This is a genomic window from Marinomonas profundi (assembly GCF_020694005.1).
GTDB classification, from domain to species: domain Bacteria; phylum Pseudomonadota; class Gammaproteobacteria; order Pseudomonadales; family Marinomonadaceae; genus Marinomonas; species Marinomonas profundi.
In genome coordinates, this window is record NZ_CP073013.1 from 715,728 (window position 1) to 740,684 (window position 24,957).

Consider the following 24,957-nt stretch of genomic DNA (forward strand, 5'->3'; position numbering starts at 1 on the left):
ATTATTTGAGTAGCCATAAATGAATATCACCGAAGCAGAACGTGATGCCGTCTATAAAACGATTTTTTCCCGTCGTGATGTGCGTCGTGAGTTCAAATCAGACCCTATCCCCCAAGCAGTATTAGAAAGGATACTGCTGGCAGCCCATCATGCCCCAAGCGTTGGTTTTATGCAGCCGTGGGATTTCATTACCATTCAGAGCCCCATCACTAAAAGCGCGATTAAAAAAGGCTTTCTGCAAGCCCATCACGAATCATTAGAACAGTTTGAAGGTGATCGGCAAAATCAATACAAACGTCTCAAGCTGGAAGGTATTGAAGAGGCCCCGCTCGGCATCTGCGTCACCTGCGACCGAAGCCGTACAGGCCCCGTTGTCTTAGGCCGCACCACCAAACCTGAAATGGATTTATTCAGCGCCGTCTGCGCCGTGCAAAACCTCTGGTTAGCCGCTAGAGCCGAAAACATAGGCGTTGGCTGGGTGAGTATCATCCACGATAACGTCGTCCGAAACGCGCTAAAAATTCCAGAAAACATAGATATTATCGCCTATCTATGTGTCGGCTATGTAGACAGCTTCCACTCAACTCCCGACCTAGAAAGAGCCGGATGGCTACCAAGACGCGATGTCAAATCGGCCATTCACCACGAATACTGGCAAGAACCAAGCTTCGACTAGACCACCCTACTAAAAGCGAAGCCTAGACGTCATAACAAAGAGTTTAAGTCGCCCTTAACCCATCACTCAAAAGCACCAACAGACACGCATAAAAACGTCGCGAAATGTTCTCTAACTGACGCTTTCATATCTTCTATTAACAGAATGCCATGCAACACTCTTGTCCTATAAACCACTGCCCTAAACAAGCCTTGTATCCTTGGCGGTGTGCTGACTACTAACCAACTCACCCAATTTTTCATTCTCAAACGGGGCGCTACCATGGTCAAAATGTTGTCTGGCGTTTGGCCCTTATTACTGGGACTAGGAGACGCGGGCACCTCGGTGCTATTTATTGGCGCGTCTATTTTAGTCTCCATTTCATTTGCCCCTATCCTCTTGTCCGTTACTCCAGCGCCGACAGTGGAAGTAGCCCGTCCCATGAGTTTGCGTAACCTGTTTTCGGGTTCGCAATTAGGCACGGTGGGCATTTTCTAACACTGTAAGTTACCTCGGCGTCACACCGACCTCTTCTCCTGTCGCCGTAGAGGCCGCTGGGGGGCTGCCGAACACGCCGAACGTGAAAACGAAAGCTATGAACAAGCCTCCACCCCCTTGAATCGCTTAGTGGTCAGCGGAAGATTTCGTGATATAGTATTTAAAGGTAGTACCTTTAAATATCGAGGTGAAAAAATGGCGACATCAGTAAAACTTGACGATGATCTGAAAAGCAGAATCCAGCACTTGGCTGAAGCGCGACATCGTTCATCACACTGGATTATGCGCGAAGCGATCCGTGATTATGTTGAGCGGGAGGAAAAGCGTGAATCTTTCAAACAGGACGCATTGCGAGCCTGGGAAGACTATCAGGAAAATGGACTACACCTGACGCTTGAAGAAGCTGACACCTGGCTGGCTAAGCTTGAAGTGGGTCAAGACGTGAAAATCCCTAAATGCCACACCTGATCTGGTCTCCGGCAGCTCTCACTGACGTACAGCGCATCTATCGCTTTCTCGTCCAAAAAGATGAAGACGCGGCTCAACGTGCCATCAAAACAATACGGGCTGGCGTAAAAATACTGGCGCACCAGTCAAAGGCCGGGCGTCCAGTTGAGGATATGGATACAGCATTTCGAGAATGGCTGATCGATTTCGGAACCAGTGGCTATATAGTGCTGTATCAATTCGATGGTGAAACCACAACGATTCTTGCCATGAGACATCAGAAAGAAGCCGGGTACTAAGACAAGAAAGAATAATGACCAAGTTTGCGCGGATGTCCTGTTAAATTGACCCTGTTAAATTGACCCTGTTAAATTGACCCTGTTAAATTGACCCTGTTAAATTGACCCTGTTAAATTGACCCTGTTAAATTGTCATGCAATACGAAAGGTGAACACGATGCGTGATAAATATGATTTTGCAAAAGGCGAACGTGGCAAGTTTTTTAAACCCAACGCCAGCATGAACTTACCCGTATATCTAGAAGCAGAGCTACTGGATTATTTTAGAGCAAAAGCTCAAGCTAAGGGCGTTGAGCTGAACGTGATGGTCAATGACCTACTTAAAAAAGACATTGCCTTGAATGAAGGCGTGAAGTGAACCAAGCCTGTGTTTTGCGGGCTTTCGTTTATTAATTCTAACGATAATTATTTATATGAAAATTTCTTTAGATTCCGTGGGTTAGATTCGTTGATTTTCCTTCCCCCTCTCAGTGTCGCGCCATTAACCGCTAAACCCTCTTGCCAAAGCACAGGTCGCTTTGGCGTTTTTGATTTTAGCTAGAACCAGTTCAGGCTCGTCATCCATAATCTCTTGAGCCGCCAAGAGCGCGGCGGATTCAGCGACGCCGTAGACGCCGACGGTGTTGAAGATGTAATCAGATTTGGTGCTAAGAAACGATTCCATTGGCGCAAGCTCTTGAGCGCTGTAGGTGTTGAATTTCCACTGGTATTTTGCCGCGAGGGCAATGAGGTTGGTTTCGTCAGCTTTGATGTCGATGCTGTTTAAGGAATGAATCTGCTTTGGGGTTAAGCCTTTTTGCGCTAAGGCGTCGAGCATCAGGCTTTCCAAAAATTCCAGTGGGCAGTTGCGTTCACAGCCCATGCCCAAAGTATAAATTGGATTCAGATACGGCTTAGCAGTGGTCATCACCAGCTGGGCGCCAAGGGATCTTGCCACATGTGCGCCCCATTCGTTGGCACCGCCTTCATGGCCGGATAACAACGGAATAACAAATTTACCCTCTTCATCCAATACCAAGACTGGCGGATCTTGATACTTATCTTGCAACACTGGCGCGAGGGTGCGCATAACGATGCCAGTGGCGCAGATAAACACCAGCCAGTCAGCGTTTTTAAACGCCGTCTGCACGAACTCGGCAAAGGGTTTTGGTTTGTAATCGACCCTTACCTCAAAATGATTCGCCTCAGGCCATTCAGCTTGTAAGCGTTCAGCAAGTTGTTTGCCTGCGGGTGTTAATGCGATAAGGCGTATCACCTTGTGCCCCGCTCGCTTTTGGTCACCACAAACAAGGAAAAATACGGGCCTGCTTTGTCTTCCAAGGTCGACACATCGCGCACGATACGTTCGTTGTCACGACCAATATATTCAAGGTATTTCGCGTCTTGCATACGATTGGTTTTACGCAGCGCCATCAAAATACGTGGACGCGCACGCCCAGCTTTCATGATGACCACACTGTCGTGCTGTTCTAAGGCGGTATCAATTTGCTGTGCGGTATGACGACCGCTAACCACGGCAAAGGATTCTTTTAATACGGTTAACGGATGATTCAAAGCCGACGAGGCCGCATTGATGGACGATACGCCCGGCACCACTTGGCAGTGAAACTCGCCTTCTAAGCGCTCTAATAAATACGCAAAAGAGCCAAAGAACAAAGGATCGCCTTCACACAAAAACACCACGTCTTTGCCCTGTGATAACTCATTGGCAATGGCTTTTGCGCCGTTATCGTAGGCCGCATTCGCCAAGGAGCGATCTGTCGACATAGGCATGACGATGGCAATCTCGTTTTGCGCATGGGTCACACCCGCAAAGGCTTCACTAGCGATGGTTTTCGCTTGAGAGCCGCCTTCGTCATTGGCAAGATAACTCACCACACTGGCACCTTGAATCAAACGTAAGGCTTTTAAGGTGATTAATTCTGGATCGCCAGGACCGACGCCCACACCAATAAATCGGCCTGTTTTTTGCGATGTTTCCACGGCACTCATTGCGCGTTTTCCTTATAGATTGTCTTATCGTTTATATTGGCCGATGTTGTAGCCGTATATTTTCTAAAATGATACAAGGTCACGGGTAGGCTGGGACGAAATAATCGCTGCCCCGCTAGGCGCTCGCCTTTGGCAATCGACACTTGCAGGCTTTGTTCGTCTGCGTCTTGTTCTGCGTCGCGCTGTTGGGCAAATTGCATGACGTGGTATTTTGTCTCTTCAGTCACAGCGCTCACCATCAAGCTGCCGCCAATGGGCAATAGATCCCACACTTGCGTCATCAAGGCGGTTAATTCGCCATCGCTGCCACCAATGAAGACCTTGTTTGGCAAAGTATTCTGCCCTTTATTTTGAGCAAGCAAATCCACCAGCGCATCCGGCGCTCGCCCCGCCACAATGGATAAATTCTGTATCACACCAAAACGATCTTGATTAGCCGTTAAACAGGCCAAGCGATCTGGATGATGTTCAATGGCAATAATCTGGCTGCGCGGATGCCAATAGGCCATTTCCACACTCACGCCACCGCAACCCGCGCCAATGTCCCAGACTGTGTCGCCCTGTTCGATATTCATATAAGACAAAATCGCCAAACGCACTTCTCGCTTGGTAATCATGCCTTTACCGTCGCCCTTATCTGTCACAAAAGATGCATCGGGAATACCCACAGAGCTTGGATAACGTGAGATTTGCTGGCTGGTTTTCAGCGCAATCACATTGAGCGGATCAAAGGCTAATTCGGTTTCTAGTACGTCCTTGATAAAAGCCTCGGCGACAAAAGTACGCACTTTTTCTTGTGCATAACCCAAGGCTTCACAAACTGTAATTTCGCTTTGATCCAGCCCTGCTCGCACGCATTCTTCGGCAATCTGTTTCGGTTGGCTGTACTGATCGGTCAGCAACAGCAAGGTTTTATTGGACTGCAAATGACGACGTAAAGACGCCAATGGACGACCGTGTAAACTGACCACTTGCACGTCTTGCAAGGACAAACCGAGACGATGACACGCCATTTGAATACTGGAAACATTGGGATAAAAACGCAGCGTATCAAGCGAAAAAGTGCGCATTAACCAAGCGCCAATGCCGTAATACAAAGGATCGCCAGACGCCAATACCACCACTTGGGTTGCTCCTTGTGATTGCCACTGGGCGAAAGCGTCTTTTAGCACCTTGAGTTTAGGCAAGTCTTCACGCTGCGCCTGATGGGCATAGTGCGCAATGGTTTCATGCTGACGCGGTGCACCTAAAACAATGTCTTGTGGTGATAAACTCGCCAAGACCGCTTGCGCCGCAATATCAAGATGCGCAACTTGATTGACACCCAAACCGATAACATGGATTGGCATTTGTGTTTTTGTCATTAACCTACTTCCATTCAATGCCATTAAGTTAAACTAGGTGGATTTTCATCATCCAATGAACAAGCCCCAACGCCTGATAACGGTCGTACCTCCCTCATCAGGCCTACAAAACTAGGCGGATTATTATCGATTAATTGTATGCATTAATAATACTCGCCTAGATTGCAACGCAGCAAAGCATTACAGCTGGCCGATGTTACCGCGCTGCCGCCCATTCTTCCGAGCAAGGTAATACACTCGACGCCAAGCTTTTCATGGGCTTGCCATAGAGCGTCTTTCGATTCAGCCGCCCCAACAAAACCGACTGGCATGCCAATAATCAAGGCCGGTTTCGGTGCGCCCTGTTCGATCATTTCCAATAAGCGATACAAGGCCGTTGGCGCATTGCCGATTAATACCACGCTGCCAGCGAGATGTTCTTGCCATAAACTCAGTGCCGCCATAGAACGGGTTTCACCTTTGCTTTTGGCCAATTCTGCGGTGCGAGGGTCATTCAAAAAGCACAATGGCTCCCTCATTATCATGCGTTTGGTCACGCCTTGTTTAACCATTTCCACGTCACACAAAATCGCGCCGTTATTCGCTAATGCCTCGCGCCCGACTTGGGTGGCATTGGCGCTAAATCGCACCTGCTCGGCCACATCCGGCAAGCCAAGGCTGTGTACCACGCGCATCACCACTTGCTGCTGGTCTTGGCTCAAACCAGACAAATCGGTTAACTCACGGATTTGGCGAAAGCTGTCGTTCTCAATGGCTTGAGGGTTATTTTCGTATTGATAGTTGTATTGATAGTCGTCTGAAGGCGTCACTGTTGGCTGTCTTTTGGTTGATTCTTACTATGGGAAGAAGTCTTGCCCCAAGCCGCTAAACAGGCTTGCAGGCAATCGTCTGTGTCACTAAATTCACGCTCGGCTTCGGGTAAGATTGGCCGAGCATGCAATAAAACGGGGATCGATAATTCACGGGCGGCTTCGAGTTTCGAATAGGTCGCTGAGCCACCGCTGTTTTTACTGACGATCACATCGATACCATGATCCACTAATAGTTGGCGCTCGTCTTCTAAGGCAAAAGGCCCAATGGCTTTTATCCAATTTATATTATCCGGCAGAGGAAATTTGGGCGCCACCGCCGTTCGCCACACAATACGTTCGATGCTTGGCAATTGCAAAATACGTTCGAGAAAAGCCTCGCTCATTTGCCCCGCGCTTAACAATGGCACACGAAAACCATCAAGCTGAGCCAATAAATCGGCTTCGTCTTGGTAATCTTGCCAATGATCGCCCTCTTTTTGTTGCCAAGCGGGACGATGAAAACGCCAGCACGGAATGCCCATTTCTTTGGCGGCCATCACCGCCTTGCTGCTCATGGTTTGCGCATAAGGATGAGTGACATCCAAAATAGCGCCGATGTTATTGTCTCGTAAATACTTCACCAAACCGCCAAATTGGGTAAAACCACCGACCACCAGCTGACAATCTACCTTTGGCACGCGAACCAAGCCCGCTAAGCTATAGACGACTTTCAGACCAAACTGATGTAAAGAATCCGCTAAACGGCGAGCATCCGCAGTACCACCGAGTAATAAAATCTTCATCGCGAGTTTTCCTTTGTTTTATCGGCATCTAAAGCCTTACCAACAAATTGACCTTTGCGATCAATCGCCCACACTTCTAGTTCTATATGAGTAGGAATGTATTGTCTGGCGAAGTCTAAGGCTTGCTGACAGATGGCATCGGCCAGTGGTAATCCCGCTGACATGGCGAATGACAAGGCTTCCACGCTGGTGTTGGCCTTTGTCATACGTTCTTGCAAGGCGTCACCGGCACCTAAACTAGCGGCCAATTGCGCCAACGCCCCAAGGTCAATGCTGGACACGCGACTGTTTAAATCCATGTGATGCTGAGCTAACTTGCTGATCTTACCAAAGCCACCGCAGATGCTGAGTTTTTGTAGTTGTATGGGACCAGCTTGCTCAACTTTTCTGATGTGTTTTAGCACAGCACCGATAAAGTCCCCCATTTCAATCAAGGCCATATCATCGAGCTGATAATGGCTTTTTATCGCATCTTCACTGGCGTTGCCTGTGGTCGCTGCTATGTGTATAACAGAGTTCGCTCGCGCCACATCGATGCCTTGATGAATAGACGCAATGTAAGCGGCACAAGAAAACGGACGCACTATGCCCGTGGTGCCTAAAATGGATAATCCGCCCACAATCCCCAAACGTGGATTCATGGTTTTTTGCGCGATTTGCTCGCCATTGATCACACCAACGGACACATCAAAGCCGCCTTGGTAATGATAGGTTTGCGCAAAACCTTCTAGATGCTCCGTCATCATTTTACGCGGCACAGGATTGATCGCCGGTTCGCCAACGTCAAGCAGCAAGCCTGTGCGTGTCACCGTTCCCACGCCTTGCGCCGCATGAAAGCGCACACCTTGTTCTGGCGACAATCTCAGTTCGACAAATAAGGTCGCACCATGAGTCGCATCAGGGTCGTCGCCAGCGTCTTTGATGGTGGCGGTCTTAATACCACTCTCTATGGTTTGATACTCAATAATCGCTAAATCGACCACTTTGCCTTTGGGCAAGGTAACGCTCACGCAGGGATCTTGTTTTTGGGCAAAAAATGCCTGTGCCGCCGCCACACAACAAGCTGTCGCGCACGTACCTGTGGTTAAACCCGTGCGCAGTGGCGCAGGCGATTCTGCACTTTCTGGCCACATAATCGGCTAGCCCTGCTGACCGGCTAAAAAAAGCTTAGCCGTCGCATCAAGGTTCGAAGGGAAAAACAAATGTAAGTAACTGGCGGTTAAACCTTGCTGCTGATAAATCGCTTCACCCGGTGCCGGATGTCGTTGTCGACGACCATAGCCAACTGGCTCCGGTGTGTTGACACTGCGTGATCTATGGTGAGCATGGCCGCGAATGTCCCCTTGCGGTATCACCGCGGTTTGCATGCCTTGGCAGCCACGTTTGCCGCGCATCGCGCCTTGGCCGGCCAAAATACCCAACATAGGGTATTCGTTTTCGTCGAGATCCGTCAGCGTCTCCAAGCTATACAGCATGCCACCACACTCGGCCAGAATGCCTTTGCCAGTGTCATAAAAATCTTTGATCGCTTGACGCATTGCGGTGTTTTCAGACAAGGCTTTGGCGTGCAATTCTGGATAGCCGCCCGGTAGCCAAAGGGCATCGGCATCCGGCAAGGCTTGATCATGTAATGGCGAGAAAAATACCAGATTAGCGCCTAAGCTTTTTAGCGCTATCAGATTGGCATCGTAGATAAAACTGAACGCCGCATCTTTCGCCACCGCGATGGTTTTGCCAAGCAAGCTTTGCTCGATAGTTTGTTCCGCGTCTACTTGGTTTGCAGGGTAAAACGGCATAGCATTCGGCAAGCTTAACAAACCTGTATCTTGGGTTTCTTTTAACCATTCCACGGCCGCTTCGAAACGAATTTCTAGTTCATCTTTCACTTCATCCGCTTGCACCAAGCCTAAGTGGCGTTCTGGCAAGGTAATCGCTTCGTCACGCTTTAATGTGGCGAGCAATGGCAAGCTTGCTGGCAGTGCCTCGCGGATTAATTCTGCATGGCGTTCACTGCCACAGCGATTGGCTATCAAGCCAGCTACTTGCACGTCATTGCGAAAATTCGCCAAGCCAGTCGCTACCGCAGCGGCGGTTTGCGCCATGCCCTTTACGTCCATGACAATCGCCATGGGAAGACCAAAACGCGCTGCCAGATCGGCACTGGAAGGTTCACCATCAAACATGCCCATAGCGCCTTCAACAAGAATTAAATCCGCCACTTGCGCCGCTTGGTAGAGTTTGTCTTGGCAATAATCTTCCCCTGCCATCCAGATATCAAGCTGTTCGACTGGCTGTTTAGAGGCTTGCGCAAGTATTTGTGGATCAAGGTAATCTGGACCCGTTTTAAACACGCGAACCACTTTGCCCTGATTGGTAAAATAACGCGCCAAGGCCGCCGTAATAGTGGTTTTGCCTTGATTCGACGCGGGCGCCGTCAAAAATAACGCGGGACAATGAACAACAGAAGGTGTCATAAAGCCGTCTCTAAAAGGTGTCTAAAAAATGTCTAAAAAGTCTCTAACAAGGAATCTAATAAAATATATTGGGCACCCAAATGCTGGGCAATAATGTGACCTCGACCGCGTTTAACAGGCGCGTTTTCGGTATCGATCAATAGCGTGTTACCGAGTAAAACAAGATCGGACACATCCGCTTGAGTACGGCCATCGGTCAATAAATAAGTTTGGCTGTGCAGGCCTGTCGTTGTTTTATGTTGCTGGGCTAAATACTCACTGGCGTTTTCAATGGCGGCGCGAAACGGCGTACCGCCACCCGCGCCTAAACCCTCTAATAAATCAGATATTTCCTTTGGCGCACGGACTTTTGGCAAAATCGACGACACACCGTCTTGCCCAAACCCTAAAATAGCAATCTGTTCTCGAGCTAAATACGCACGATGAGCAATGTCTAAAATAACGCCCTTAGCTTGCGCAAAAACGCCTTGGCTTAAAGTAGACGCAGAAGTGTCCAACAGCACCAAATGCAACACTGATTGGCCTGTTTTATTGGGTTTATGCGTCAGGTCTTTCGGCGGCCATTCCTGCGGTTGACGGATGATGCTACGAAACCAATCAATGCCATTTGTTGGCTTGCCATCCGCCCATGGAACCACATCAGGGCGATAACCGCCCTGCTGATTACCTTTATGCTTTCCCGGCGTCACCTCATCAATACGAGTGTGAACTGGGCTTCGTTCGTTCGGTTTATCCTGAATGGCGACACGGATCGGCGCACTGCTGGCAAGGGCTTGTGGCGACATAGTCCCCCACTCACCGGAACCATCTTGTTCATTTGTCTGATTGTCTTGAGGTCGATCGCTTTGTTGCTGATGACTTTTGTTGAATGAAGGCGAACGTGACTCGTCAGGACGACGCGACGGCGATGGGCTTGACGCTTGAGGCTGAGTTTTAGCCTGGCGACGATGGGCTAACACCAAGTCTTCTACTGCTTGGATATCATCGATAGCAACGACTTTTGCACCACGCCAAGCGGCGTGGGTCATCGCTGCTCGAATCCACACAATGTCACCACGCACACCATCAATATTGGCTAATTGGCAACGCGTCGCCACTTCTAAACGCAGCTCATCAGAACAACGCACTTGTGCCAAGGCTTGTCTTGCCAGACGAATGCTGTTTTTTAAGTTGCGCTGTTTGTATTTAAAGGCATCACAAAAAGCCGATGGATCTTGGTCGTATTCATCACACAGACGAACAATCTGTACGCGTTCTTCAAGACTGTATTGATTCACCAGTTCCACCATCAAACCAAAGCGATCTTTTAGCTGTGGACGCAATTCTCCTTCGTCTGGGTTCATGGTGCCAATCAATAAAAACCGCGCAGCATGTTCATGACTAATGCCATCGCGTTCGACACGATTCACCCCACTGGCTGCCACATCTAGTAGTTGGTCAACTAAGTGATCGGCCAGTAAGTTTACTTCGTCCACATACAAAACACCGCCATGGGCTTTGCTCAGTAATCCAGGCTTAAAGGCGACCTGTTTGTCTTGCAACACTTGCTCTAGGTCCAGTGCACCAAGCAAGCGATCTTCACTGGTGCCAAGCGGCAAGGTAGCAAAAGGGGCCAATTCTTCCCCATCGAGTGCTGGCATCACGCCAGACAAACCACGCGCCAAGGTAGACTTTGCTGAGCCGCGCGGGCCGCTGATCAATACGCCACCGATATGTGGATTAATGGCACACAAAATCAACGCCAGTTTCAGCGGTTCTTGCCCTGCTACGGCGGTAAAAGGAAAGTCACTGGAGGCGAAACGGGTCATCGAGCTACCTGTTGTGGTTTGTAAAGGTGAAGAAGAAAATCATTAGCCGTCTATTGTAGGCGTTTTCTGGATGATTTGTCTTGTTTGACCTTATCCATGAGCAAGATCTGTGTCAAACCAAACCCATTCAAGACACCTTGAACGGGTTCAATAGTCCTGCTAGCCGTTTTGCTAAATCAGTCCTTGTTAATCAGCCTTCTTCATCATTCATTTGGTATTGTGCAATCAAGGTCTCGACTGAGCCTAAGTCAAATTGGTCAATGGCGTAATGCAAGTCTTTACGCTGCGCATGAGATAACTTAGCGTGCAATGTCGAAAAGGCGGCTTGTGTGGCTTGCACGTCGCCGCCTTGTGCCGCGTCTAATAACGGCGCCCATTCAGCTGGGGTTAACGGACACAAAATCTCAGCCTCATCGTTGGGCATATTTTCGGTAGACGACATGCTGTTAGCATCGTAAACGGCGGCTTTACTGTCCAAATAAGGCGAGAATTGCACATCAAGGTGGGCAGTCAGTGCCTTGTAAATCGTATCAATTTGGTATGGTTTGGCAATAACTTGCCAAAATCCGTCATCCAGTAACGCCTGCTGTTCATGCATTAACGTAGAAGCCGTCACCGCGATCACCGGAATCTGACCCGTAGGATCCTCTTGCTGAATCACTTTCAATAAATCGATACCCGATTTATGCGGCATGCGAATATCGGTCATTACCAAATCTGGCGGATTTGCTCTAAAGGCCTTTATGGCTTGTTCACCGTCTTCGGCTTCAATAATCTGGCAACCGGCCTTTTCCAATAAAGACACTAATATATCCCGCGACCACGCATCGTCTTCGGCCACTAACACACAAATAGGCTCACTCAGCCGCATATTGATGAAGGCGGCTTGCTCTTCCGGCAAAACCACGCCACTTTCCTGAACGGTGGATAACGGCAAGTCAATCAAGATTTGCGTGCCAGCCCCTTCGCTGCTTTTCACCGACAAGGAGCCTTGCATCAATTTAATCAAGGTGGTCGACAAGGCCAACCCAAGCCCGGTTCCACCCGACGCTTCTCCCGCTTTGCCTTGCACAAAAGGCGTAAACAGATGCGCCATCAATTCATCTTCTATTCCAGGGCCGGTATCTTCTATCAGAATGTGAATGCGCTCGCCTTCTATTCGTGCCGCGACTTTCACGTAGCCCTGGGCGGTAAATTTAACCGCATTGCCTAGCAAGTTGGTTAATATCTGCTGGAATTTTACCGGATCCATCCAAATCAGCGCGCCCTCTTCTAGGTCACAGTCTACGACAAGGGTTAAGCCCTTATTTTGAGCTTGCCCTTGAAACAATTTGCCAATCTGATGAATCTCTTTGCATAAATTGATTTTTTGCTCATGTAAAACAAGCCGCCCAGACTCAATACGAGCGATGTCTAAAATGTCATTAATCAACGCCAACAAACGCTCACCAGCGCTCGCGATGGATAAAAACCGTGACCGAGAAACACCCTCTAACTGATTGTCTTCGCTGATCAATTGAGCGTAGCCAATAATCGCATTCAACGGTGTACGAATTTCATGGCTCATGTTCGCCAAAAAATGACTTTTCGCTTGGTTAGCTTGTTCGGCGGCTTCTTTGGCTTGTTCCAATTGTATGGAAGCCCGTTTTTGCTCGGTAATATCACTCATGATGTCGCCAACAGACGTTGCCTGACCATTTTCATCGCGCAATAAAAAATAGGTTTCGTGAGTCGGAAAAATACTCCCATCTATTTTTTTTGCTTGTAGCTCTCCTTGCCAAACACCATGTTCTTTAACATAAGGAAAAACCGTGTCATGCAGAAATTTCTGGCACACTTCTGGGTAAAAATCGAGATAGTTTAATGGCGCTAAAAATGATTCATCAGCGTCGTTGTTTACGCCTAAAAGCGTGCGTATTTTACTGTTAAAATAACAAATCTCCCCTTCCAACGTCGCCATGGCAAAGCCTTGCGCGGAGTTATCGGCGAAGCTTTTAAACAATTTCAGCTGATTAATAAGAAGGTGACGTTCTGTGATGTCTCGCGCCACGCCCAACATGCCATTAAAATGGGACGCTTCGGCGTTTATCGGCACGCGGTGCACGTCAAATAAACGAGGCTCGCCGCCATCTTTTGGGTAACCCCAGCTTTGTTCATGCACCGTGATGCCGCTTTTTAGGGCTTTATCGTCTTGACGCTGATAGTAATCACCTTTGCCGTCTAGGTTTAAATCCTTATCGGTTTTGCCTTTAATATCATCCGGTGACAACAAATTAAAATCCAAAAATGCCTGATTGCAATCCAAATATCGTCCTTGCTCGTCTTTAGACCAAACTGCATCGGGGATATTATTGAGCAAAGACGACAGAGTTAATTCCCGTTGGCGGGACTCTTCTCGTGCCGTAATTAAGGCATTTTCTGTGCTGACTAGGTGGCTAATTTCCTCAAAAACTCCCGCAACATTATGCACTTGATGGCGTTTATTCCAGCGCGTCGCACTGCCTCGCATTTCAATCCAGTAAGCAGTATGTTGAGCGTTTTCTATTCTCAGTCGTATTAATTTGGGTGAGAACTGAGCTTCCTGTTCCAGTAATTCTGCTTTCCATGTTTTAAAATGAGCGAGGTCTTGGGGCGATAAAAACGCCTCCCACTCCGTCATCGTCGTTGGGACTTTTTCCTCAACAAAGCCAAGGCGCATAAAAAATTCAGCCGACACATACAAGCGTTCCGTTTCTGGAAACCACTCCCAAATGCCGGCGTTAGTGGCCAAAATAGCCCTTGAATAGCGACGCTGTAACAGCTTAAAACGCACCAAAAAAATAAGCTGCAACACAACCAACACAAACGCAGTGATACAAAACAAAACAACCAGCACGTTAAAAATAGCAGGCAATTCAATATCCATGTTTAGCATTCCTTAACAACGGACTATCGCTGGTAAATGGCTCTTTAGGCCAAATAAGGTTGTGTGATTTAAAGCTTTTCGGGCTTATGGAAAAAGTAGCCTTGCCCCCATTCAACACCAAGCGATTGCAAGGCATTAACAATGTTTTGGTTTTCAACAAACTCAGCAACAACGGGTTTATTGAGCATTTGCGCCAGTTTCACGATTGAATCCACCATGCCGCGATGAATTTCGTTCACGTGCATATCTTTAATAAACATGCCGTCAATTTTTATCAGATCAAAAGGCAGATCCATTAAATACGCAAAGGACGAAAAGCCTGTGCCAAAATCGTCTAAAGCAATCGTGCAACCATGCTGATGCAGCAACGCCATAAAACGTCGAGTATCGCTAAAATTGTTAAGCGCTTCGGTTTCCGTAATTTCAAAACAGAATTTCCGGCCATCTAATTGATAATACGCCAGTTGTTCAATAATAAACTGAGCAAAGTTTTCTTCGCGCACCGACAAGGCCGAGACGTTTAATGCCACTTGATCTATCTCTTCCCAGAGTTCTGCTCGCTCAGATAATTGCTGCATGGTGTGGCTAATCACCCAGCGGTCTATTTTAGATACGATACCAAAGCGTTCGGCCGCGCGAATAAAGTCATTGGGGTAAATCAAGCCTCCCGTTTTTTCATCCTGTAAACGCACCAGTATTTCGATTTTTTTCTTTGATTCATCCTTCATTAATGAAAAAACTTGCTGGAAATGCACTTCAAACAAGTCTTTTTCCAGCCCATCAATAATGCGCAATCCCCAGTTCAAATTACCTCGGTGTTCATCATAGGCAAGGTCTTTGGCGTTTTTAATAATACGCGAATGAATACCGGACTTTTTACTTGAGTAACACACTTCATCGGCCAACATGACCACTTGTTCAAACGACACCATATCCAACGTAATCGGAATCGCCACTTGCGTAATACTCAGGCGAAACTGACGTTCATCCCATGCAAAAATAAAGTTTTTAAAACCTTGCTGTAACCTGCGGAAAAAGGATTCAACCGCTTCATCACCCCCTTCGCTAACGACAATGGCAAACTTGTCGCCACTTAAACGGGCACAAAAATCGTGCTGAGGGTCGCTCAGCTCACTCATTAAAATAGCAAGCTGATGTAAGAGTTCATCACCCGCAATACAGCCACAAGAATCGTTTATCAATCGAAACTCGTTAATATCAACCAAGATAAAATACGGGGTGTAAGCGGCGGTTTTTGCTTGAATCCCAGAAATGAGATAGGAAATGTGTTCGTCTAAAGCGTCACGATTATAGAGCTGGGTAACAAAGTCATGCTTTGCTAGGTAGTTGAGTCGATCTTGCATATAGCGCCGCTCATTCACTTCGGTGCGCAGATTGCGGTTGAGCAAATTCAAATCGGCGGTACGTTCTCGTACTTTTTCTTCGAGCGAATGGGTCAATTCTCTTAATTCATGGATCAGATGAAAGCGTTCTAATTGATGCTGAACCCTTGAGCGCACCTCTTCAACACGAATGGGTTTACTGATGTAATCGTTGCCGCCAGCATCAAATCCTCGGCTGATATCGTCCACTAAGGCGGTGACAAAAATAATAGGCACATCTTTATGTAGGGGGTTGGCACGAATTCGACGGCAGGTTTCAAAGCCATCAATACCGCCCATCATAACATCCAGCAAAATAAGACAAGGTTGCATTCGTTCTAACAGCGCCAAGGCACGTTCACCGGAGTTAGCCACCGCAATCTGGCAATCCAATGCATCTATTACTTCCTTTAAAACGCGTAAATTTTCGGGAACATCATCGACAATTAACACCGTTGGAGACTGCTTCATACCTAGCTATGCCTTTTCTATAATGTAGCCATCACATCAATAAAATAATGAAAAACCTATAAGCAAACAATAACCGTACAACATGGACAAATACTACCCCTGTTTGTCATCAAATATCCATCTAAGTTATTCATTCTAACCACGCTGCATGACAATGCGATTAACGCCACACGTTTCGCACTGAATACATTAATTAGTACGCAACAAAAGCGAAAGAGGGTTACAATATCGCCATGAGAATAACACTTAGACAATTACAAATTTTTGAAGCCGTCGTGCACACTGGCTCCGTTACCGCCGCGGCGGAAATGGTCTCCATCAGCCAGCCTGCGGCCAGTCAAGCGCTGCGTGAACTAGAAGCATTACTAGGACGCCCGCTGTTTCGTCGCCATGGTAAACGCTTGCAAATTACCCCCCAAGCTCGGCATCTTCTTCCTCAAGCTCGTGCGGTGCTCAGCCAAATAGAGCAGATAGAAAGCATGGGCAACGAAAATGAATTGAGCGGCTCCCTTCATTTGGCGGCCAGTGTCAGCGTTGGCAATTACGTACTGCCGAAACAAATGTCGCTGTTTAAGCGCCAACACCCCAATATTCGTTTTAATTTAGACATCGGCAACACTCAAAGCGTTATTCAGCAGTTACTTACCGGCAAAGCCGAGGTAGGCTTTATTGAAGGCTACTGCCAACACGCGGAGCTCATGACGCAAGTATGGCTCAAAGATGAACTGGTGGTGTTTGGTTCAAGCCAAGAAGAACGTCCCGAAGCGTTATCTTGGGAAGATTTAAAACAAGCCAGTTGGGTAATGCGAGAAGCAGGCTCCGGCACACGAAATATATTAGAACAAGCCACCGCCGCTGAAATACCGCAACTCAATGTGGTGCTTTCTCTCGCCCATATGGAAGCCGTGAAACAAGCGGTTATTCACCAAATGGGGCTGGGATGTTTGTCACGCATGGCGATTTCACAAGAGCTTAACTCCGGCCTGATTCGACTTTATCAAACGCCCCTTGAGCTCAATCGAAATTTATTAATCGTCACCCCAAAAAACACCGCATTAACTCAAAATGCGCAACGCTTTATTGATCTTTGTGGCACCGCCCCGACGTTATTAAGCTTGTAAATGGTGGATCGGATTAAACGAGTCAATAGCGGATCAATGAAACAGATGAGATGTCGTGATAACTCAAAACACGATATGAATGAAAAATCTGAAGTATTTAGCGTTGTACTTTACACCAAGGTCAATACAATCAATTCATACCACACATAAATCACGCGAATAGCATAACACTCATGAATATAAATAAGATCGATCTGAACTTGCTCATTTATCTCGATGTCCTGCTAAGAGAGTGCAATGTAACGCGCTCCGCGAATAAGCTTAACATTACCCAACCGGCCATGAGCAATGGCTTAAAGCGACTCCGTGACTTATTAAATGACCCCTTACTGGTCAGAACCAGTGAAGGCATGAAGCCCACAGAAAAAGCCCTCAGACTACAGCCTATTGTACGTAAGGTGCTGCTTGAACTAGAAGAAGCCTTACAACCTGAAGCCGATTTTAACGAAAGCACCAGTACCCGAGTCTTTCGCATAATGGCCAGTGATTACGCCGCTTCGACTGTGATTCCAAAGCTACTAAATCGCCTACGTGAATACGCCCCAGGCATCACCTTAGACATAATGACGCCGAGCGATGTCACCTTTCATGATGTGGAAGCCGGCAAAATTGACATGGCGATTAACCGCTTTGAAGAACTCCCTCAATCTTTTCATCAAAAAAGTGTCTGGTTTGATACCTTTGTCTGCATGATGAGTTCAAAAAACCCTATTAAAGACCATTTTGATATCGAAGCGTATTTACAAGCACAACATATTTGGGTGAGCAAAACAGGCTTTGGCGTCGGGGTGGGGATGGACCCAACGGATGTGCAGAAATTAGGCTGGGTAGATGAAGCACTGCAAACGCTAAACCACAAACGCAGCATCCGTGTTTTTACCCGAAGCTACCATACCGCGATGCATCTCGCCCTCGAACAAGATCTGATTGCGACCCTGCCCAAAAAAGTCGCCATGGTGAATAAGAAAAACCCTGACCTTGTCATTTTAGACCCACCTTTTAACATTCCCCAAATAGAACTAAAGATGATTTGGAGCCCATTACTACACCATGACGCCAGTCATATTTGGTTTAGAAGACAAGTCATCGACGTTGCCAATGAATTAAAAGATCAATCCGAGCAATAATTAAAAGGCGGACTTTATGTTTTCTGTTTCTCACGTTCACCACGTCGCCATTATTTGTTCTGACTACGAGCGGTCAAAACATTTCTACAGCGGCATTCTAGGCTTCAAAATCCTTAAAGAAACCTATCGAGAAGCTCGCTTGTCTTATAAATTAGACCTAGCCATTAACCAAGATCAACAAATCGAGCTTTTTTCGTTTCCAACCCCACCAGCAAGACCCTCTCGCCCCGAAGCCCAAGGATTAAGGCACCTCGCCTTTGCCGTGTCAGATTTACACGCCTGTATTCAGCACCTAGAGCAGAATAATATTGCGACCGAAGAGATTCGCTTGGATGAGCTTACCGGTAAACGGTTTACGTTTTTTGCCGACCCAGACGGCTTGCCGCTTGAACTCTATGAGGCATAAAAAAACGCACAGGACGGTTAAGTCATGTGCGTTTTCCAGAACAAGGGTATTTTCAGAACAAGGCGCCATCATACTAACAACGCGACTTTTTATTCTTCAGTAGAACCCACCGCTTCTTTAATCAGCGTTTGTAGCTCGCCATTGCTCGCCATCTCAACAATGATATCGCAGCCACCAACCAACTCGCCTTTCACCCAAAGCTGAGGGAACGTTGGCCAGTTGGCAAACTTTGGCAATTCTGCGCGAATGTCTGGATTCTCCAAAATATTCACGAAGGCAAAACGCTCGCCACAAGACATTAATGCCTGTACCGCCTGTGATGAAAAACCACACTGAGGCGCGCGAGGGTTGCCTTTCATGTATAGCAAAATATCATTGCTGCTAATCTGCTCTTTAATTGTCTCGATTGTATTGCTCATGCTAAAAACCTCACTGTACGATTGTCTATTGATAAGGGAAAGGCGCTGCAAATCCCTTGATTAAATGAAAGACGATTAAAATCATTAAACTTGGCTCAGTTTATTGGGCCTAGTGGTATATTTACAACCCCAAGAAGACGCTTTCGTTTGTGCTTTCTCCGGTTAATTGCCCTTTACTCACTTACCCGAGTGTATTAAATTGACCGATTCCCTTTTCAAAAGACTATTAAGGAGTCCTAGCGTGTCGCCCAGACATTTTCTTACTCTGAAGGATTTATCCTCTGATGAGTTAAAACAATTGCTATTTCGAGCTTCTGAGCTTAAGAAAATCCATCGTGAAGGCGCCCTCTTTCAACCGCTGAAAAATCGCGTGCTGGCGATGATATTTGAAAAATCATCCACTCGCACCCGAGTGTCTTTTGAAGCTGGCATGGCTCAATTAGGTGGCCATGCGCTGTTTCTGTCTTCCCGTGATACACAATTGGGCCGCGGCGAGCCAGTCGAAGACAGCGCGCGGGTTATTTCCAGTATGGTCGACGCGGTGATGATTCGCACCTTTGATCACCAAACGGTTGAGACCTTTGCCAAATACTCATCGGTGCCGGTGATCAATGCGCTGACTGACGATTATCATCCCTGCCAACTGTTAGCAGACATGCAAACCTATCAAGAACACCGTGGCTCGATTGAAGGCAAAAAAGTGGTGTGGGTTGGCGATGGCAATAATATGTGCAATTCCTATATTAATGCGGCGGTATTACTTGATTTCCAGCTGGTCGTGGCCTGTCCTGTGGGCTATGAACCGAATGCGGATTTGGTCGCAGAACACAGCGATCGAGTCACTGTCCTGCATGACGCTCACGAGGCCGCCAAAGGCGCCGATTTGATCGTGACTGACGTATTTGCCTCTATGGGTCAGGAAGACGAACAAGAACAGCGTCTAAAGGACTTTAAAGGCTTTCAGGTCAATTCCTCCTTGATGGCGAAAGCCAACTCAGACGCCCTTTTCATGCACTGTCTACCCGCCCACCGTGGCGAGGAAGTGTCGGCTGACGTCATTGACCACCCTGATGCTGTCGTCTGGGATGAAGCAGAAAATCGCCTACACGCGCAAAAAGCGTTGCTTGAATTTCTCTTGTGTCGATAACGACATTAACACGCTCGGTGTAAACCTTCGTTTCTCCGAGCGGGTTAATTTTCAAGCCTGGAACAAACGCATCAACAGTAAAGTACTATGAGTATTGAAGTGCTATGAGTATTATCGAAGTTAGGCATTTAAAAACACTGACGGCATTAAGAGAAACAGGCAGTTTAGTCGAAGCCGCCGAACGAGTTCACTTGACCCAGTCCGCCCTCTCTCATCAGCTCAAAGATCTTGAAGAAAAACTAGGCTGTCCACTTTTCATTCGAAAAACCAAACCGGTTCGCTTCACCAGTGCGGGGTTACGCTTACTGCAACTCGCAGACGACGTATTACTTTCATTTCGCTCGGCTCAACGCGATATTCAACGCTTCGCGGAAGGCGAAAGCGGGCGTCTACACATCGCCATCGAATGCCACAGCTGTTATGAATGGCTGATGCCCACGATTGACCATTTTCGCGAACATTGGCCCGATGTCGAACTCGACCTTTCAACGGCTTTTGGCTTTATGCCTCTGCCAGCATTGGCGCGGGGCGATTTGGATCTAGTGGTAACCTCCGACCCCCAAGACATCCCCAATATTGAATACATACCTTTGTTCCAATATGAGTCTCAGGTCGCTTTATCTCGACACCACCCACTGGCCAAAAAAGAATTTTTAAGCCCAGAAGATTTCGCCAAAGAAACACTCATTACCTATCCGGTAGAAACAGAACGTCTGGATATTTTTAAGCACTTTCTAAACCCAGCCGATATCTCACCCGCCAAGATTCGCCACAGTGAATTAACCCTGATGATGATGCAATTAGTCGCCAGTGGCCGCGGAGTTTGCTGCCTACCAAACTGGGCATTAACGGAATACACGAATCGGCAATATGTGATTACCAAGTCGCTGGGTGAAGAAGGGGTTTGGTGTAAATTATACTTGGCCATTAGAAAAGATCAGCGCGATAACGCCTATATGGAAGATTTGATTTCGACCGCCTCGAAAACGTGCTTTAAGAACCTAAAAGGCATTCTGGCGCCAGAGCTTTAATTTTACCGTAAGGCTGCCAGCATCAGGACAAGGTGTTCTGATGCTGGCTACGCGACCAAATGAAACTAAACTTCGCTCCACCGGTTTCACTTGCATCAATCAGCACAGCGCCACCATGCCAAAAGGCAATGCGCTGCACAATGGCCAAGCCTAATCCGTATCCGCCAGAAGCACGTGTTCGACTGTTGTCTAACCGCTGGAAGGGGACAAAAACCTTATCCCTGTCTTCAAAGGCGATACCTGGGCCGTCATCTTCAATGTCTAATTGCCAACGCTCGGCGTCATAAGAAAAAGAAACCACTATCTTGTCTGTGGCATATTTCGCGGCATTCAAAATAAGATTCTGCAGCGCTCGGTTCAAATGATGTTCATCTGCTATGGCCACATCATCTTGTCGAATATCGACTTCCACGTGCAAATGCTGAAGCAGCAAATGGTTATGCTGCAAGATACCGTTAACCAATTGGAAAACCGAAACTTCCTTGAAGTTTAGCGCTAATGACCCACCTTCTAATTTTCCATAGGTCAGTACTTCATCAACCAAGGTATTTAGCTCTTCCACATCGCCCTCTAACCCCTCAATCGTTTTCGCAACAATGGGGTCAACTTCATCCTTCATCACTTCTAAGCCAAATCGTAGACGAGCGATAGGGGTTCTCAGTTCATGAGAAATGGCATTGATCATTTCCCGTTGCACTTTTAATAAGCGCTGAATATGAGACGACATTGAGTCAAACGAATACGCCAGCTCTTTCAACGTGCCACTGCTATCGGGAATACCTTTAGGGACACCACTTCGACCCCGAGCAATTTGACGCGTAATGCTCTCAAATGTTTTGCGCTTAAAATCCAACGCAACCAGCTCACGCCAAATTAAAATCAACATGATGGCAATGCCTACGCCAACCACGACAACAACAATCCATGTCAAAGAGAGCGTATTACTATGGGTCACAGACAAGTACAGAGAACGGTTAGTGTCATCGTCTTTCCAGACAAAACCATATTCACTGTAAACACCATGCACTAGGGCAACGCCCGTCAAGGAGTCTGACAACTCAGGTGAAATGGGTTTTATGGAGAGGCAAGGCATGCTTTCTAACAAAGCAACTTTATCTTGGGAGGAGAGTTTTTCACTCAGTAACAGCCGCTTTAATAAGGCCTCTAACTGAAATAACGAATCGCTTTGTACCGCACGACCCACTAATACTGGCGCATCGATATCGCCAAACGTTAACTGATAACTGTTATCGGGAAACCTTAACCATTTTTTCTCGCCAATGAGCCGCGATACCGCCTCGACAGACAGGGAAGGCGTACCTTCAACCGCCCAGCTAAATTGCGATTCAGGAAGTTGACGACTAATATTGGTCAGCAGCAAGGCCGAACTGAATTCAGCATCCGCACAAAGTAGCTGTTCCACTCTTGCGGTGCCAAAACGTATTTGAATAAACTCCATGACAAGATAACACGCAGCGACAATAACCACACCGCCAAAAAGCAGATGTCGATATAAACGCCACATTTCTGTTTTCATGGGGCGTTATACATCTTTAACGAACAAATAACCCTTGCTACGAATCGTTTTTATGCGCCGTGGATGAATCGGATCATCCCCGATTTTAGAGCGAATACGCGAAATTCTGACATCGACAGAGCGATCTTGGCCATCATATTCAATACCTCGCAACTCACCGAAAATTTCTTCTCGACTCAAAATTCGCCCAGCATTGCTAGACAACAACCACAGCAAGTCAAACTCAGCGCTCGTCAGTTCTACCTCTTCGTCTTGTAACCAAGCCTCACGCCGAGAACTATCAATGGTCAGTGGGCCGAAGGTCAAATGCGGCTCAGCGATAGGTTCCTCAGCCGTCAAATCAACATCTTGCGTGCTACGACGCAATAAAGACTGCACTCGCGCCAGCAACACTCTAGGTTTAGCTGGTTTGGAAACATAATCATCGGCGCCGATCTCTAAACCCAAAATTTGATCTACATCGTCACTGCGAGCCGTTAGCATGAGTATGGGCTTTTTATAGTCATTGCGCACACTTCGACAGACTGTAAAGCCATCTGCACCAGGCAACATAAGATCAAGAATAACAAGTGAAGGCTGCTCTGAAATGATACGAGAAATAGCTTTTCGACCATCTGACTCAATGCCAACATTGAAACCATTTTTCTGTAAATATTCCTGCGTGAGCAAGGCTAAGCGCTCATCATCTTCAACAATCAAAATGCTTTGCTTATCATCCATATTCATTCGGCGCCCTCATCCTGCTATCATCGATTAAATTTTAATGGCTTACTTTTTATGGTTGTAAAATCAACGACCTAGAATCAATCTACTAAAAGATCTCGATATTGTCTAACTCTCTCGCGATTTACACCAAAATCCGAATAGCCAACACGCGAAGCAGAACGAATGTGTATCACACTGTCCGCTTCAGGCAGATAAAACTCAACATCATCAATGAAGCCAACAAGATGACTTTTCACTTCAAAATGCACGTAACCAAGGTAACGACTTATTATACGCGTGTTACCTTTAGCCAATATAGAAGACTCTATAAGCAACTGGGTTTCTTTGCGATCGCCGCGATAAATAATCGGCTCAATATAATGCGCTACATCATCAGATTGCGCTTGAGTAGAGACACAATTAGGCGAAGAAGGGCAGGATTTTAATAATCCGTCGGTAATACCAAGCCCTTCTGGTGACTTGTTCGACATACTGACATAAATAAAAAAACCGACAAAAAAGACAACAATCAGTGCAATAATCCAGCGCCCCATACTTCTTCGACTCCCCATCGATTTTTATTTCTATCCTTAACGAAACGATCTTTTACCTGGTTTTTTTGGTTTAAATTCAGGCTTATCATTACTCTGCCAATCAAAGCCTTTTGCGGAGCGACGAGCACCACCCGCCGTAGCTTTGTTTTTATGGCGTTTCACTTCCAATTTTTGCTGTTGCGTTTTGGGTTTCAATTCAGACAATTTAAGGTCTACCATGGCGCACAATGAATTAACATCAGGCTCTTCCATTTCCACCCAACGGCCTACTTTTGCTTTGGATGGCAAGAAAACAGGGCCGAAACGCACTCGTTTTAGACGGTTTACTTTTACGCCTTGTGATTCCCAAAGACGACGCACCTCACGGTTACGACCTTCCATCAAGCACACATAGAACCAACGGTTAATACCTTCTCCGCCGCCATCAACGATGTCAGTAAACTTAGCAATACCGTCGTCCAGCGTGACGCCTTTTTTCAGGGTCGCAATATTGTCCTCTGTCACCTCTCCCATGACGCGAACCAGATATTCTCGGTCAATTTCTGTCGAAGGGTGCATCAAGCGGTTTGCCAACTCACCATCGGTGGTAAATAACAACAGTCCTGAGGTATTAATATCCAAACGCCCAACCGCAATCCAGCGTTCGCCGCGTAGTTTAGGCAATTTATCAAACACAGTCGGTCGACCTTCAGGGTCTTTGCGAGTACATACCTCACCTTCTGGTTTGTTGTAAATAATAACGCGGCGATTTTCACCGGCTTCCGTCGCCACGATCGCGTAACCGTCGATTGTGATCGTGTCTTTGGTGCTGACTCGGTCGCCCAATGTCGCAACCTCACCATTTACCAATACACGTCCTTCACGGATGCGGTTTTCCATTTCACGACGTGAACCTTGGCCAGCTCTTGCTAATACTTTTTGTAACTTCTCGTCCATTACGAACCTCTTAGAGGGAATGCTTCTCAGCAACCCAGTTTTGATGATATAAATTCTACGGCATTATAAGCCAGACAGCGTGAGC

At 47.1% G+C, this 24,957-nt stretch carries 25 protein-coding genes; 10 read left to right on the forward strand and 15 right to left on the reverse strand.

Annotated elements, in window-relative coordinates; translation table 11 throughout:
• Positions 1–19: 19 nt before the first annotated feature.
• From bluB to J8N69_RS03305, 5 genes are all read left to right on the forward strand, one after another.
• Positions 20–676 carry a 5,6-dimethylbenzimidazole synthase gene (gene bluB / locus J8N69_RS03285; RefSeq protein ID WP_168822692.1) on the forward strand — a complete coding sequence of 219 codons (657 nt, stop codon included), beginning with the start codon at positions 20–22 and terminating at the stop codon, positions 674–676.
• Between the two features lie 261 nt (positions 677–937).
• Positions 938–1,153: a hypothetical protein gene (locus J8N69_RS03290; RefSeq protein ID WP_211084852.1), complete on the forward strand. Its 216-nt coding sequence runs from the start codon at positions 938–940 to the stop codon at positions 1,151–1,153.
• Between the two features lie 195 nt (positions 1,154–1,348).
• The gene (locus J8N69_RS03295; RefSeq protein WP_168822690.1) at positions 1,349–1,621 is read left to right on the forward strand and encodes a CopG family ribbon-helix-helix protein; all 273 of its coding nucleotides are present in this window, start codon (positions 1,349–1,351) and stop codon (positions 1,619–1,621) included.
• On the forward strand, positions 1,609–1,899 hold the full coding sequence (locus tag J8N69_RS03300; protein WP_168822688.1) for a type II toxin-antitoxin system RelE/ParE family toxin: 291 nt from the start codon (positions 1,609–1,611) through the stop codon (positions 1,897–1,899). Before J8N69_RS03295 ends, J8N69_RS03300 begins: the two co-directional genes overlap by 13 nt.
• Before the next feature lie 157 nt (positions 1,900–2,056).
• Complete coding sequence (locus J8N69_RS03305; RefSeq protein WP_168822686.1) at positions 2,057–2,257, forward strand: hypothetical protein; 201 nt, start codon at positions 2,057–2,059, stop codon at positions 2,255–2,257.
• Between the two features lie 123 nt (positions 2,258–2,380).
• Here the strand turns inward: J8N69_RS03305 and J8N69_RS03310 are convergent, their stop codons facing one another.
• The 10 genes from J8N69_RS03310 to J8N69_RS03355 all read right to left on the reverse strand — a co-directional run bounded on the left by J8N69_RS03310 (position 2,381) and on the right by J8N69_RS03355 (position 15,889).
• Positions 2,381–3,154, reverse strand: a complete 774-nt coding sequence (locus J8N69_RS03310) for a cobalt-precorrin 5A hydrolase (protein WP_168822684.1) — start codon at positions 3,152–3,154, stop codon at positions 2,381–2,383.
• The gene (cobI, locus tag J8N69_RS03315) at positions 3,151–3,891 is read right to left on the reverse strand and encodes a precorrin-2 C(20)-methyltransferase (RefSeq protein WP_168822683.1); all 741 of its coding nucleotides are present in this window, start codon (positions 3,889–3,891) and stop codon (positions 3,151–3,153) included. Before cobI ends, J8N69_RS03310 begins: the two co-directional genes overlap by 4 nt.
• On the reverse strand, positions 3,888–5,255 hold the full coding sequence (gene cbiE / locus J8N69_RS03320) for a precorrin-6y C5,15-methyltransferase (decarboxylating) subunit CbiE (RefSeq protein ID WP_227803963.1): 1,368 nt from the start codon (positions 5,253–5,255) through the stop codon (positions 3,888–3,890). The genes cobI and cbiE overlap by 4 nt, the downstream gene beginning before the upstream one ends.
• A gap of 143 nt (positions 5,256–5,398) precedes the next feature.
• Complete coding sequence (locus J8N69_RS03325) at positions 5,399–6,064, reverse strand: precorrin-8X methylmutase (protein WP_168822679.1); 666 nt, start codon at positions 6,062–6,064, stop codon at positions 5,399–5,401.
• Complete coding sequence (locus J8N69_RS03330; protein WP_168822677.1) at positions 6,061–6,849, reverse strand: precorrin-6A/cobalt-precorrin-6A reductase; 789 nt, start codon at positions 6,847–6,849, stop codon at positions 6,061–6,063. Before J8N69_RS03330 ends, J8N69_RS03325 begins: the two co-directional genes overlap by 4 nt.
• On the reverse strand, positions 6,846–7,982 hold the full coding sequence (locus J8N69_RS03335) for a cobalt-precorrin-5B (C(1))-methyltransferase (protein WP_168822675.1): 1,137 nt from the start codon (positions 7,980–7,982) through the stop codon (positions 6,846–6,848). Before J8N69_RS03335 ends, J8N69_RS03330 begins: the two co-directional genes overlap by 4 nt.
• A gap of 6 nt (positions 7,983–7,988) precedes the next feature.
• Positions 7,989–9,323: a cobyrinate a,c-diamide synthase gene (locus J8N69_RS03340; RefSeq protein WP_168822673.1), complete on the reverse strand. Its 1,335-nt coding sequence runs from the start codon at positions 9,321–9,323 to the stop codon at positions 7,989–7,991.
• Between the two features lie 32 nt (positions 9,324–9,355).
• Positions 9,356–11,131, reverse strand: coding sequence for an ATP-binding protein (locus tag J8N69_RS03345; RefSeq protein ID WP_168822672.1), 1,776 nt, complete (start codon positions 11,129–11,131; stop codon positions 9,356–9,358).
• A gap of 190 nt (positions 11,132–11,321) precedes the next feature.
• Positions 11,322–14,036 carry a PAS domain-containing hybrid sensor histidine kinase/response regulator gene (locus J8N69_RS03350; RefSeq protein ID WP_168822670.1) on the reverse strand — a complete coding sequence of 905 codons (2,715 nt, stop codon included), beginning with the start codon at positions 14,034–14,036 and terminating at the stop codon, positions 11,322–11,324.
• Positions 14,037–14,104: 68 nt separating this feature from the next.
• The gene (locus J8N69_RS03355) at positions 14,105–15,889 is read right to left on the reverse strand and encodes a GGDEF domain-containing response regulator (protein ID WP_168822667.1); all 1,785 of its coding nucleotides are present in this window, start codon (positions 15,887–15,889) and stop codon (positions 14,105–14,107) included.
• Positions 15,890–16,122: 233 nt separating this feature from the next.
• Between J8N69_RS03355 and J8N69_RS03360 the strand changes: the two genes are divergently transcribed.
• The 3 genes from J8N69_RS03360 (at position 16,123) to gloA2 (ending at position 18,543) form a co-directional block, all read left to right on the forward strand.
• Positions 16,123–17,010, forward strand: a complete 888-nt coding sequence (locus J8N69_RS03360) for a LysR substrate-binding domain-containing protein (RefSeq protein ID WP_168822666.1) — start codon at positions 16,123–16,125, stop codon at positions 17,008–17,010.
• Between the two features lie 173 nt (positions 17,011–17,183).
• Positions 17,184–18,137 carry a LysR family transcriptional regulator gene (locus J8N69_RS03365; RefSeq protein ID WP_168822664.1) on the forward strand — a complete coding sequence of 318 codons (954 nt, stop codon included), beginning with the start codon at positions 17,184–17,186 and terminating at the stop codon, positions 18,135–18,137.
• A 16-nt stretch (positions 18,138–18,153) separates the two neighbouring features.
• A complete protein-coding gene (gene gloA2, locus J8N69_RS03370; RefSeq protein ID WP_168822663.1) occupies positions 18,154–18,543 on the forward strand; it encodes an SMU1112c/YaeR family gloxylase I-like metalloprotein in 390 nt (129 codons plus the stop codon).
• 89 nt (positions 18,544–18,632) lie between these two features.
• Here the strand turns inward: gloA2 and grxD are convergent, their stop codons facing one another.
• Positions 18,633–18,962 carry a Grx4 family monothiol glutaredoxin gene (gene grxD, locus J8N69_RS03375; RefSeq protein ID WP_168822662.1) on the reverse strand — a complete coding sequence of 110 codons (330 nt, stop codon included), beginning with the start codon at positions 18,960–18,962 and terminating at the stop codon, positions 18,633–18,635.
• Between the two features lie 241 nt (positions 18,963–19,203).
• Between grxD and argF the strand changes: the two genes are divergently transcribed.
• Both argF and J8N69_RS03385 read left to right on the forward strand, forming a co-directional pair.
• The gene (argF, locus tag J8N69_RS03380; protein ID WP_168822661.1) at positions 19,204–20,109 is read left to right on the forward strand and encodes an ornithine carbamoyltransferase; all 906 of its coding nucleotides are present in this window, start codon (positions 19,204–19,206) and stop codon (positions 20,107–20,109) included.
• A 104-nt stretch (positions 20,110–20,213) separates the two neighbouring features.
• Positions 20,214–21,140 (forward strand): LysR family transcriptional regulator, encoded by a 927-nt coding sequence (locus tag J8N69_RS03385; protein ID WP_211084848.1) that lies wholly within the window; start codon positions 20,214–20,216, stop codon positions 21,138–21,140.
• Between the two features lie 22 nt (positions 21,141–21,162).
• Here J8N69_RS03385 and J8N69_RS03390 read toward each other — a convergent pair whose 3' ends face one another.
• The 4 genes from J8N69_RS03390 to rluB all read right to left on the reverse strand — a co-directional run bounded on the left by J8N69_RS03390 (position 21,163) and on the right by rluB (position 24,872).
• Entirely contained in the window at positions 21,163–22,677 is a 1,515-nt protein-coding gene (locus J8N69_RS03390) for an ATP-binding protein (protein WP_168822660.1), read from the reverse strand.
• A 6-nt stretch (positions 22,678–22,683) separates the two neighbouring features.
• Complete coding sequence (locus tag J8N69_RS03395; RefSeq protein WP_168822659.1) at positions 22,684–23,403, reverse strand: response regulator; 720 nt, start codon at positions 23,401–23,403, stop codon at positions 22,684–22,686.
• Between the two features lie 77 nt (positions 23,404–23,480).
• Positions 23,481–23,936, reverse strand: coding sequence for a DUF1499 domain-containing protein (locus J8N69_RS03400; protein ID WP_168822658.1), 456 nt, complete (start codon positions 23,934–23,936; stop codon positions 23,481–23,483).
• 36 nt (positions 23,937–23,972) lie between these two features.
• Entirely contained in the window at positions 23,973–24,872 is a 900-nt protein-coding gene (gene rluB / locus J8N69_RS03405) for a 23S rRNA pseudouridine(2605) synthase RluB (protein ID WP_168822656.1), read from the reverse strand.
• Between the last annotated feature and the right edge of the window lie 85 nt (positions 24,873–24,957).

What these genes read in the sequence shown, in the direction of transcription:
- bluB (WP_168822692.1), top strand. Translation starts at nt 20, where the DNA reads ATGAATATCACCGAAGCAGAACGTGATGCCGTCTATAAAACGATTTTT.
- J8N69_RS03290 (WP_211084852.1), top strand. Translation starts at nt 938, where the DNA reads ATGGTCAAAATGTTGTCTGGCGTTTGGCCCTTATTACTGGGACTAGGA.
- J8N69_RS03295 (WP_168822690.1), top strand. Translation starts at nt 1,349, where the DNA reads ATGGCGACATCAGTAAAACTTGACGATGATCTGAAAAGCAGAATCCAG.
- J8N69_RS03300 (WP_168822688.1), top strand. Translation starts at nt 1,609, where the DNA reads ATGCCACACCTGATCTGGTCTCCGGCAGCTCTCACTGACGTACAGCGC.
- J8N69_RS03305 (WP_168822686.1), top strand. Translation starts at nt 2,057, where the DNA reads ATGCGTGATAAATATGATTTTGCAAAAGGCGAACGTGGCAAGTTTTTT.
- cobI (WP_168822683.1), bottom strand. Translation starts at nt 3,891, where the DNA reads ATGAGTGCCGTGGAAACATCGCAAAAAACAGGCCGATTTATTGGTGTG.
- cbiE (WP_227803963.1), bottom strand. Translation starts at nt 5,255, where the DNA reads ATGACAAAAACACAAATGCCAATCCATGTTATCGGTTTGGGTGTCAAT.
- J8N69_RS03330 (WP_168822677.1), bottom strand. Translation starts at nt 6,849, where the DNA reads ATGAAGATTTTATTACTCGGTGGTACTGCGGATGCTCGCCGTTTAGCG.
- J8N69_RS03335 (WP_168822675.1), bottom strand. Translation starts at nt 7,982, where the DNA reads ATGTGGCCAGAAAGTGCAGAATCGCCTGCGCCACTGCGCACGGGTTTA.
- J8N69_RS03340 (WP_168822673.1), bottom strand. Translation starts at nt 9,323, where the DNA reads ATGACACCTTCTGTTGTTCATTGTCCCGCGTTATTTTTGACGGCGCCC.
- J8N69_RS03345 (WP_168822672.1), bottom strand. Translation starts at nt 11,131, where the DNA reads ATGACCCGTTTCGCCTCCAGTGACTTTCCTTTTACCGCCGTAGCAGGG.
- J8N69_RS03350 (WP_168822670.1), bottom strand. Translation starts at nt 14,036, where the DNA reads ATGGATATTGAATTGCCTGCTATTTTTAACGTGCTGGTTGTTTTGTTT.
- J8N69_RS03355 (WP_168822667.1), bottom strand. Translation starts at nt 15,889, where the DNA reads ATGAAGCAGTCTCCAACGGTGTTAATTGTCGATGATGTTCCCGAAAAT.
- J8N69_RS03360 (WP_168822666.1), top strand. Translation starts at nt 16,123, where the DNA reads ATGAGAATAACACTTAGACAATTACAAATTTTTGAAGCCGTCGTGCAC.
- J8N69_RS03365 (WP_168822664.1), top strand. Translation starts at nt 17,184, where the DNA reads ATGAATATAAATAAGATCGATCTGAACTTGCTCATTTATCTCGATGTC.
- gloA2 (WP_168822663.1), top strand. Translation starts at nt 18,154, where the DNA reads ATGTTTTCTGTTTCTCACGTTCACCACGTCGCCATTATTTGTTCTGAC.
- grxD (WP_168822662.1), bottom strand. Translation starts at nt 18,962, where the DNA reads ATGAGCAATACAATCGAGACAATTAAAGAGCAGATTAGCAGCAATGAT.
- J8N69_RS03385 (WP_211084848.1), top strand. Translation starts at nt 20,214, where the DNA reads ATGAGTATTATCGAAGTTAGGCATTTAAAAACACTGACGGCATTAAGA.
- J8N69_RS03390 (WP_168822660.1), bottom strand. Translation starts at nt 22,677, where the DNA reads ATGAAAACAGAAATGTGGCGTTTATATCGACATCTGCTTTTTGGCGGT.
- J8N69_RS03395 (WP_168822659.1), bottom strand. Translation starts at nt 23,403, where the DNA reads ATGAATATGGATGATAAGCAAAGCATTTTGATTGTTGAAGATGATGAG.
- J8N69_RS03400 (WP_168822658.1), bottom strand. Translation starts at nt 23,936, where the DNA reads ATGGGGCGCTGGATTATTGCACTGATTGTTGTCTTTTTTGTCGGTTTT.
- rluB (WP_168822656.1), bottom strand. Translation starts at nt 24,872, where the DNA reads ATGGACGAGAAGTTACAAAAAGTATTAGCAAGAGCTGGCCAAGGTTCA.